The organism is Acidaminococcus sp. AM33-14BH, assembly GCF_003603525.1.
Classification (GTDB): domain Bacteria; phylum Bacillota; class Negativicutes; order Acidaminococcales; family Acidaminococcaceae; genus Acidaminococcus; species Acidaminococcus intestini.
Genome location: NZ_QTNG01000006.1, coordinates 77,501 through 88,242, shown reverse-complemented (window position 1 = coordinate 88,242; position 10,742 = coordinate 77,501). Strand labels below are relative to the sequence as shown.

Annotated in this window: 8 protein-coding genes; 7 read left to right on the top strand and 1 reads right to left on the bottom strand. The window is 38.4% G+C overall.

Going from position 1 to position 10,742, the window contains the following annotated elements; all coding sequences use genetic code 11:
- Positions 1-180 precede the first annotated feature (180 nt).
- The 6 genes from DW817_RS05895 to DW817_RS05865 all read left to right on the top strand — a co-directional run bounded on the left by DW817_RS05895 (position 181) and on the right by DW817_RS05865 (position 7,758).
- The gene (locus tag DW817_RS05895) at positions 181-996 is read left to right on the top strand and encodes a nitrilase-related carbon-nitrogen hydrolase (protein WP_120111507.1); all 816 of its coding nucleotides are present in this window, start codon (positions 181-183) and stop codon (positions 994-996) included.
- Between the two features lie 52 nt (positions 997-1,048).
- Entirely contained in the window at positions 1,049-2,290 is a 1,242-nt protein-coding gene (locus DW817_RS05890; protein WP_120111504.1) for an aromatic amino acid transport family protein, read from the top strand.
- Between the two features lie 145 nt (positions 2,291-2,435).
- Positions 2,436-3,401, top strand: a complete 966-nt coding sequence (locus tag DW817_RS05885) for a LysR family transcriptional regulator (protein WP_120111501.1) — start codon at positions 2,436-2,438, stop codon at positions 3,399-3,401.
- A gap of 1,527 nt (positions 3,402-4,928) precedes the next feature.
- The gene (locus DW817_RS05875; RefSeq protein WP_120111494.1) at positions 4,929-5,957 is read left to right on the top strand and encodes a uroporphyrinogen decarboxylase family protein; all 1,029 of its coding nucleotides are present in this window, start codon (positions 4,929-4,931) and stop codon (positions 5,955-5,957) included.
- Between the two features lie 29 nt (positions 5,958-5,986).
- Positions 5,987-7,228: an SLC13 family permease gene (locus tag DW817_RS05870; RefSeq protein WP_120111490.1), complete on the top strand. Its 1,242-nt coding sequence runs from the start codon at positions 5,987-5,989 to the stop codon at positions 7,226-7,228.
- Positions 7,229-7,299: 71 nt separating this feature from the next.
- Complete coding sequence (locus DW817_RS05865) at positions 7,300-7,758, top strand: DUF441 domain-containing protein (protein WP_120111487.1); 459 nt, start codon at positions 7,300-7,302, stop codon at positions 7,756-7,758.
- Positions 7,759-7,950: 192 nt separating this feature from the next.
- On the opposite strand, the gene DW817_RS05860 is transcribed toward DW817_RS05865, so the two are convergent.
- Positions 7,951-8,727, bottom strand: coding sequence for a transcriptional regulator (locus tag DW817_RS05860; RefSeq protein ID WP_165851871.1), 777 nt, complete (start codon positions 8,725-8,727; stop codon positions 7,951-7,953).
- A 341-nt stretch (positions 8,728-9,068) separates the two neighbouring features.
- Between DW817_RS05860 and DW817_RS05855 the strand changes: the two genes are divergently transcribed.
- Complete coding sequence (locus DW817_RS05855) at positions 9,069-10,718, top strand: tryptophanase (RefSeq protein ID WP_120111480.1); 1,650 nt, start codon at positions 9,069-9,071, stop codon at positions 10,716-10,718.
- Positions 10,719-10,742: the final 24 nt, after the last annotated feature.

Genomic DNA, 10,742 nt, shown 5'->3' with positions numbered 1-10,742 from the left:
ACCGACGGAAACTCTTATTGTAAAGGATGGTAAGGTTGTCTGCTTAGGCGATAAATAAATTGAAATCTAAATAATAGGGAACGATGTCCTACAGTCTTCTAATTAGGTGAACTCTTTCAAACCTTTAATAACCTGTATGACCTCGTTCCCATTATTTGTATCTAAAGGGAGGTCCTTATTATGTCGAAGAAAACTTTAGTAAAAATTGCACTTGGCCAGTTCGAATCTATTCAAGGTAATACCGCAGCTAATTTGAATAAGATGACTGAAATGATAAATAGGGCAGCTTCAGAAAATGCGGATCTTATTGTTTTTCCGGAGCTTGCTTATACTGGTTATTTTTGTAAATCACTGGAAATGCAGCAATTGGCAGAGCCACAGAATGGTCCGTTTGTACAAACACTTTGCCGAATCGCAAAAGAAAAGAAAATTCATATTATTGCTGGGTACGCTGAATCCTGTGAAGTTCCAGGACGAATTTATAATTCGGCTATTTTTATTGATGATAATGGTGTTGTAATCGAAAACATGCGAAAAGTTTATGCTTGGGGTCAGGAAAAACTCAAGTTTCGTGAAGGGGACAGATTCCCTGTTGTTAATACAAAGTTTGGGAAAGTTGGCATGCTGATTTGCTATGACGTTGAATATCCTGAACCTGCAAGAATTGAAGCTCTTAAAGGGGCTCAAATCATTGTGGACTGCAGTGTCTGGAGCATTAATCCGGCAGAACATAGATGGCATGTTGATCTTCAAGCAAATGCTCTGTTTAATCTTCTATTTACAGTAGGGTGCAATACAGTAGGCGAAAATATTTGCGGAAGTTCAATGATTGTCGGTCCTGATGGAGAAGAACGGGCGGTTGCGTCTAGAACGGAGGAAGAGCTCTTAATCCATGAAATCGATTTAAATGAGATCATAGAAATCAGAAGCAGAATTCCTTATATGAATGATTTTAAAGAATCAACTTTTTCTATGGATGCGGTCAAAAAGTATTAATATGGATAAGTAAAATTCTTGTAACAGATGGCAATTAAGGGGGACGAGAATTATGACATCCAGCGCAAATGAAAATAAAGTAAAGAGTCAGTATGAGGAAGGTGCGCTTAAAGTTCGTAAATTAACGTCGACACAAGTAATCTTTACAGTTGTGGGATGTGGCGTTGGGTCTGGATGCTTGGGAACCGCTTATGGAGCTAGATTTGCGGGTTTTCCTGTTATTGCATTTTGGCTTATTGTGTCTGGTATTACAACATTATTTTCCATGTATTATGTTGCAGAGGCAGCTCTGCGAACAAGAAGAATGATGCAGCTCCCAGGTCTAGCTGAACGCTATGTTGGACCTTTAGGTAGAATTCTGATTTTTTTGGCTGTAACACTCAATTCATTTAGCTGTCTGATTGCTTATTTTAATGGTAGTGGGAGTATCTTAAATAAATTACTAGGAATTCCCGAATGGGCGGGAACCCTAATGTTTCTAATTCCTGGTATGTTTGTTGTCTATTTTGGCCTTAAAGCAGTTGGGATGGCAGGAGAATATCTGTCCATTGCTATGACCCTTATGCTCATTATTTTGTGCGGAGCATCTCTCATCAGCAAAGACGCAAACTATTCCAGATTGTTTACTTCAAATTGGTACTATGCAGTTCCAGTATTTAATATTGCCGCTTTTAGTTACATTGGACAGTATCTTGTCCCTGATCTGGCAAGAGGGTTATCACATGAACCGGAAAAATTAGCACCTGCTATGCTAATAGGCCAGATTATTACGATGTTGTTATTGATTTTAGTCCCGCTTGGATGTTTTGTTATTCAGCCTGCGGATAGGATTACGCAGGTAGCCACGATCGCTTGGGGTGAAGCTTTAGGTCAGTGGGCACTGTACACTGCAAATATTTTTGCTCTTATTGCAATGTTCACATCTTTCTGCCCTATTTCTCAAACTCTGATTTCAAGTATTGTAGACTTTTTTAAATTTGAATCAGATTCTGATGCGAAGTACCGTGCGCCAATCATGATCGTGATTTATTTAGTACCGTTGGTACTTGTACTTGGAAAATTCGTTAGTTTCGTGGATGCACTATATTTCTCTGGAACATTTTGTGCTGCCATTATGGCTATATTGCCAGTCTTTATGGTAAATAAGGCAAGAAGAGAAGGGGACATCGAGCCTGTGTGGAATTGCGGCTGGATGGCAAGCACACCTATGGAAATACTGATTGTCTTACTTTATGGAAGCACGGTTTTCTATGCCATTTTTAGTGTGTTTGGTTTGCTACCAGCCGGATGGTAATTTCTACCTGTATATCTTCGGCTTCTCCATCTAAGTTTTTATAGATGGAGGAGCTTTTAAATTATGGATAATTGTATTTGCCTCATTGATGACTTTTGTGATTTAATTTAAGAAAATATGAATTAAGAAAAGAGGAGGTGATTTTTTGCTTGAAAAGATGGAGTATGTCTATGCAGTGTATAAAGAAAGAAGCTTCTCTAAAGCTGCAAAAAAAATGTTCATCAGTCAACCCGCGCTAAGTAAAATGGTGAAAAAGGCAGAACAAAATATTGGCGCACCTATTTTTGATCGTAGTACGATTCCTGTATCTTTAACCCCCGAGGGGGAAAAGTATATCAAAGCTGTCGAATCAATTTATCAAATTGAAGATAATGTGATGCGGTATTTTAAAGATTTGAATGAACTTAAGATAGGAAAGATATCGTTAGGCGGTTCATCCTATTTTTGTTCGTTTGTTTTTCCTGGTATGATTCGTTACTTTAATAACACTTATCCTAACATAAAATGCGATTTAACAGAAGGCAATGTAACTGAATTAAAAGGTGGTTTAATTCAGGGAAATCTGGATTTAGTATTGGAAACAGCCCTAAAGAGTGATGAAAAAGTAGACAATATATTTTTTAGAACAGAACATATTGTTGTGGCGGTTCCAAACCAGTTTAAAATTAATAATAAGCTACGTAGATATGTGATTCAGAGAGAGCAGATTGTTGATCATTCTTTTTTGAAATCTACGGTTTTACCAGTGCCACTATATGCGTTGAAAGATGTTCCTTTTATAAAGATGAAGCCAGGAAATGATATGTATCATCGATCGACTAAAATTTGTGCAGATGCCGGATTTGAAATGCATGTAAATATGTACGTCGATCAGGTAATGACATCATTGAATATTGCTTCAGCAGGCTTGGGTGCTTTATTTGTTCGGGCAGATATAGTAAAATGCTTACCAACGCTAAATAACTTGTGCTTCTATAAAATCGATCATCCACTTGCAACTAGAAAAATAAATTGGGCAGTAAAGCGTGGCACATATCTTTCCAAAGCCGCTAAGGCCTTTATGACGCTTGCAAAGTATGCAAATCCATTTGAGATTTATGATGTTGAGTAGATGTATATGAAATAATCTGGATTATGTTAATTTGGATTTTTAATGATTTTTGGTCGGTTTTCCAAAGGCTTTGAAATATCACAATTGTATATTTTATAACCGCGGGATATTTACGCATGTACGAGACAATATAGGGCGCTTAAGATCAAAATGATAATTATGTTGTGTATGAACTAAGTAAGAAATATGAAAGTGAGCAATACCCATTACTGTATTCTCGCGTATGGTCGCTAAGTAATTTTTACCTAATCAACACTCCTTTAGCTTAGTTCTTTAATGGTTATCAGGCAGTATTCTTAGCTATACCCATGCTTATTTTGCTATTTGTACAAACAGTAATTTTGGCTCTTTGTCAAATTTTGGGGTGCTAAAGTGTCTATGCACTCCTGGAGAGGACATGCACTTAAGACAGTGTGTGTCCTTTTTCGTTGCGTGTTTTAATGTACAAAATCCTATGACGAAAGCACTCAAATGTTAGAGGCCAGCAGAAAAAGCCAAATAAGGGAGTGTACAATGTTTTGTGCAATAGCTGATTTACACAAAATATTTTACACTCCCCTCGTTACCACAGATTTCAGTAAATTCCATCATTTTACTCATAATTTACTTTTGTTTTCTTCTCGTTTTATACCTAAAAATATCCATTTTAAGCGTACAAAGTTATCGAAAAAAGACTTTCAAAGTCCGATAAAACCCAATAAAACTATCATTAATACTTATATAATCCACCTTGTAGTCATATCAGTACCCGTATTAAAAATGCAGTATAAAACTGTAAAAATCTTTACGCAAAATTATCATAAAATCCCTGCAATAAAATTTTTTTAAATCATAGTTGACGAATATACTTTCTTGGAGTAGGATAACGGCAATTGGTTTTGGATCCGAAATAAAAAATTTCATATAGGAAAAGCGATGAACAAAATAAGTACACGCATGGACCGGATACAGAGAGACAGGTCACCGGCTGAAAGCCTGTTTGAACGGAAAGTGCGATGGAATGCCTTTGGGAGCTGGGAGGCCGAAATGAGAGTAGGCAGCCACGCAGGACCTGCGTTACAGGTGTAAGTGATACTGCATGGGCAGTATTAACAGAGTGGAACCGCGGACCACCGTCTCTGTCATAGGGGAGGGTGGTCTTTTTTTTAATATTAGATTATGGTTAATTTATAAATTAGCATCAAATAGAATAATTATAGATATTTGTGAACATATAAATTGAATACAAATTAGAAAAATCAATCAATTATATTAAAATTTTAGTGACAACTAATAATACTAGTGATATACTTAATAATGCGATTATTCTTATTATTAAGAAATTTTTACTCGCCGTGTAATCACAGAAAATATTTCGAGAAAAATGAATACTTGGTTATGAGGTCCTATATATAGATCACTAATAAAATGACTTACATGTTATCCATTAAAGGGGGTGAAGTGAAATAGTCTAATTTATTGTGAATCATCTTTTTCTGGTAATCTTGTTTCATTATCTACCTATCATTTTCGGAAAGGATGTCAAAAATGGATAAGTATTCAAAAAGAGAGAGACTTGCAATGACATTAAAGGGAATTATTCCGGATCGGCCTCCTATTACGGCCTATCGGCATTTTCCTGTTGATGAGGGAAAGAAAGATCGTCTAATTGATGTCATGATTAAATGGCAGGAAGAGTATGATTGGGATTTCATCAAACTGCATCCACCTGCAGTCTATATGCAGGAAGTGTGGGGGGATACGTTTGACTTTGATAATTATTACCAAGAAGTCTTTCCGACAAAGACGGGTAATACCTATGGCGAAGTCAATTTATCCATGTTTACTCCGCAAAATGCAGATAATCCTTATTTAGCAGAGCAGGTAGATATGGTCCATCAGGTTGTGGAACGTTTTCATAAAGAGCTCCCGGTATTCCAGACGATGTTTACGCCGCTTCAGACCATCTCTGGCGTGTTTGACTGTCAATTTATTCGACGTCATTTCCCCGCAGACCGAAATCAGAATGACATCTTTAGGATGATTAAAGACGAACCCAAAGCCCTTCAGGAAGCACTTTATAATATTACGCAAACCTATATCGCTTATTGGAAGAAACTTCATGATGCAGGGGCGGAAGGTCTTTTCTATGCAGGCGTTTCTTGGGCTAGAGAAGGGCTGATGACGCTGGAAGAATGGGAAACTTATGTTGCCCAGTATGACAGAATGTTCCTTAACGAGGTTCATAAGGATGGCGGCCTTGTTATATATCATACCTGTGGAATCACGAGCAATCCGCAGCGGTTTGCTGATTTTCCTATTGATATTCTTCACTGGGATCAAGGCGCACAGAATCCTTCTATCAAGGAGAGTCTTTCTTTCCTCAAGGGAATTACGCCCATGGGTGGAGTAGATGAAATGATTTTTGGTAACCACGCTGAAGCTAAGATTAAAGGACTTACAGAAAAATGTCTCGAAGAAAATAAAAATGTTCCATACATTCTTGCTCCTTATTGTTCTGTTTCCGTCCATTCCAGTGATGCGGAACTTCGAGCATTCAGGGATGCTGTAAAATAATCTGTAAGATTTGTGGGAGGATTTGACTTATGACAACTCAAGCAATTATAACTGTTGCTGTGTTTTTGTTTACAATGATTGCTCTTATTAAGCAATTTATTCATCCAATTCTTTTAGGGGCACTGATTCCCTGCATTCTTGTTGCTGCTAAAATAATTCCTGGCGGTTCTGCCTTTATGCAGTTCGCAAATACCACGGTTGTATTTTTCTTGGGATTGACTGTCATCGGGGAAGCTCTTTTTAAGAGTGGGCTTGCTGATTATATCGGTGGAAAAATCATCGGTTTTTTAGGGAAAACTGAAAAAGGCCTGATTGTGGGTACTGGTATTGTTGCTGGTGGATTGTCTGCATTCTTGAATGATACAGGGTCCTGTGCATGCTTGATGCCGATTGTAGGAGCTATGGCTGATAAATCTGGGGTTTCTAAATCCAAGCTTTTGATGGCACTTGCTTATTTTTGTTCCTTGGGCGGTACGATTACCCTGATTGGAACGACTCCACATATTGTAACGAACGGGATTTTGACGAATATGTCCTTGCGTAACTTTACCTTTTTTGAATATGCATATATTGGTATTCCTCTTCTAATTGTCGGTACAATTTATATGATTTTCGTTGGGACTAAGCTTCTTCCAGATAAGGAAATCACCATTAAGGGTGAAGGAAGAAAGGCCCAACACAATAAAAAGAATATGACCATTGTTGGTCTGATTTTCGTTGCAGTTGTTATCGGCATGGGCATCAATATTATCCCGCCTCATGTTGTTGGTGTAATTGGCGCTATTGCCGTTGTATTGACCGGTTGCCTTGACGTAAAGGAAGCTGTGTCTTCTTTCAGCACAACGACGGTATTTCTTGTAGGGGGAATATTCCCTCTGAGTACGGCGCTTGTCAAAACAGGGGCCGCGAAATATTTTGTTGATTTGCTTCAGCCAATCCTTTCCGGTCTTTCTCCAATCATCCTAATTGGTGGAATCACGCTTATTATGCTTGTCCTGACTCAGTTCCTTTTGAATTCGTCGGCAACGGTTCTAATGCTCCCAATCGCTATCATGGCTTGCCAGGCTGGTGGTATCAACCCGCTTGCCGGTGCAATGGCCGTTTCAGTTGCAGCTTCTGGTGTATTTACAACTCCTTTTGGGACAGGACCTAACTTACTTGTATGGGATGCTGGTGGCTACACCATGAAAGATTATATGCGCTGCGGCCTTCCTCTCATGTTACTTTTCTGGATTGTTACAACGCTCCTTTGCTATGTGTTGTATTTGTGATAATCGTATAAATAAGGTACAATATAGTGGCCGTTCTTTAAGAATGGTCACTATATTTTTAGGAGGTATTCATGAGTTCATATTTAATTCTTTTTGGACTTGCATTATTAGGGTATGTAGCACATAATTCTACGGTGACAATATCTGCATTGGCACTGATTGTGATGCGGGCTGTTTTATCTGATAGCCGTCTTAGTTATTTTGGGAGTCATGGACTTAACTGGGGCATGATTCTTTTAACTGCAGCCATGATTACGCCAATTGCACTAGGGAAAATTGGAATTAATGATATCTTGAACGTCTTTAAATCGCCTGCAGGCATTGCCTCAGTTGTTGTCGGCATCGTCGTTGCAATCTTGGGAAAATGGGGCGTTGACGTCATGACGAATGAACCCCAGATTGTTGTTTCTATTTTAGTTGGGACGATTATCGGCGTTATTTTCTTCAAAGGGGTACCGGTAGGGCCTATGATTGCAAGCGGGATCTTTTATATGTTTCTGCAGATCTTTACGAGAATTTTTGGCTCATAATACCAGAATTTTGGTATCACCTTATTCTTTTTAGGAAGGATAAGGTGATATTTTTTATTATACAGATATATTCCGGTGATGAGGTGAAAATAACTCCTGATTTTTCACTGTTAGAAGGTTAAAAGGGTATCAGTTCACCGATATAACAAACGGTGTGAGTAAACAATCTCACACCGTTTGTTATATTGATTTTTAATTATTTTTACTCCTAATTTTCGACAAATAACGATAAATCGTTGCTTGTGAACACTTTAGAGTGGAAGCGACTAGAGGAATAGTTCCTTTTAACAAAAAGATGCCCTTTTCGTCAAGCTGCTCAATAATTCGAATTTTCTCTTTTTGTGATAGTTTAGTAGCATCGACATTTTTTGGCATGGCATCATTTAGTGCAGCTTTAGCTGTATCTTCTATACTGTTGTGGAAAGTTTCCATATTCTGCTTAGCACTATTAGAAACGGGGAGTTCAATATTCCTGATAATTTCAACGTTACTCGCAAGAGATGGTTGCTGGCTATTATTCTGTCCTAATATGGTTTTCGGAATTTCTTTGAAGGAAAAGAAGCTAGGCTGATCATTTACGTAGTTATCAGGGTGACAGAGACTATACACACTAGAAGATAGGGCCCTAAATCGGGAATCATCAAAATTAATACAGAGCAGTCCAACTAATTCATTCTGTTCGTTTTTGATAAAAAACGTCGAACAGCGCAGAAGACGACCGCTTGCAGATACCCCCCGATAGTTCATTTTCCAATTTTCTTCTACATATGCTTTATTGGCAATAATATCTAGTGCAACATTTGTAAGAGGTGCACCCACTGTTCTTCCGCTTATTTGACCATTTGCTATGGCAACTACGCATGGGGTAGGCCGATCAATTTCATGGAGTACAATTTCGTAATCGGGACCTAATGTCATACCTAAAAATTCAACTAAGTGAGTGAATCGAGTTAATTGTTCGGGTGCCATTATGCACGCCACCTTTCCCCTTGAAGTCATCATGATTCCTTACCCTTTTATTCTACACGGAGCACAAAAAAATAACAAGGAAATAATAATAAGTTATTATAATTTCTCAAATTTATTCTCAAATTGAACAATATTTTAAAAAAATAAAATAATTTAGAATTATATGAGAAAAATATTGACAATTTGCTAGAAAAGCAATAAAATTTAATTGAAAAAGAGATAATGATAATAAATTATTATTACATCATCTCAAACGGATACTGTCCGCTAGTCATTTTTTTTTGATAACCGGGGTATCTCTTACACCAAAGGGCATATGCCCAATTTTAGGAGGTCATATTATGAAAGAGTATCCGTTGAATGTTCCTGCACCCCATCGTTTCACTTATTCTGTTCGGCACATTCCTTCTGTGACGGTAGAACAACGTGAAAGAGCTTTGAAAGCGACTCACTACAATGAGTTTGCATTTCCCTCTGGTATGCTGACTGTTGATATGCTCTCTGATTCCGGTACGACAGCCATGACAAACACCCAGTGGGCATCCATGTTTCTTGGTGATGAAGCATACGGACGCAATACGGGCTATTATGTGTTGCTTGATACGTTCAGAGATATTTTTGAAAGAGGCGGGGAAAAGAATTGGAAAAAGGCCCTGGATCTTGTTCGGACTGATTGCCGTGATGTTGAAAAGATGATGGATGAACTCTATCTTTGTGAATACGAAGGCGGTTTTTTCAACGGCGGTGCTAAACAAATGGAACGCCCTAATGCCTTTATTATTCAACAGGGCCGTGCTGCTGAATCGGTATTGATGGAAATTGTTCGTAATATCCTCAATAAGAGAGAACCAGGTAAAAAGTTTGTTATTCCTTCCAATGGTCATTTTGATACAACTGAGGGAAATATCAAACAAATGGGTTCTATTCCTCGGAACCTTTACAATAAACAGCTTCTGTGGGAAGTTCCTGAAGGCGGCACTTACGAGAAGAACCCATTTAAGGGTAATATGGATATTTCGAAACTGGAGGAACTGATTAAAGCTGTTGGACCAGAAAATGTACCTCTTGTATTCTGCTGTATTACTAATAATCCTGTCTGCGGACAGCCGGTTTCCATGCATAATTTAAGCGAAATCAACCGTGTTGCTCATAAGTATAACATCCCTGTTGTATTTGATACGGCTCGTTGGGCAGAAAACGCTTATTTCATTAAGATGAATGAAGCTGGGTATGCAGATAAATCTATAGCTGAAATTGCAACGGAAATGTTCCAATACTGCGATGCCTTTACGATGTCTGCTAAGAAAAACGGTCATTCCAATATGGGCGGGATGCTTGCGTTCCGTGATAAAGGCCTTTTCTGGAAGAATTTCTCCGACTTTAATGAAGATGGTTCTGTGAAGACTGATGTTGGCGTTCTTTTGAAAGTAAAGCAAATTTCCTGTTATGGTAATGACTCTTATGGCGGTATGTCCGGTCATGATATTATGGCGCTTGCTACTGGTCTCTATGAAGAATGTAATTTTGAATACCAGCATGAACGCGTTGAGCAAGTAGAATATTTGGCTCAGGGATTCTATAAGGCTGGCGTTAAAGGAGTTGTCCTTCCTGCTGGTGGTCATGCTGTCTATATCAATATGGATGAATTCTTTGATCACAAGAGAAGCCATGAATCTTTTGCTGGAGAAGGATTCTCTTTGGAATTAATTCGGCGCTATGGCATCCGTGTTTCCGAATTGGGTGATTATTCAATGGAATATGATCTTAAGACGCCGGAACAGCAAGCTGAGGTTTGTAATGTTGTACGTTTTGCCATTGATCGCGACCGTTTAAGCAAGGAACATCTTGACTATGTGATTGCAGCTGTTTCCGAACTCTATAAAGATCGTGCAAGTATTCCTAATATGCGTATTGTTTGGGGGCACAATCTTCCCATGCGTCATTTCCATGCGTTCTTGGAACCGTATGCACCGACGGAAGCAGAAAAATAATGTTCCTGCAATAACTAAATATCG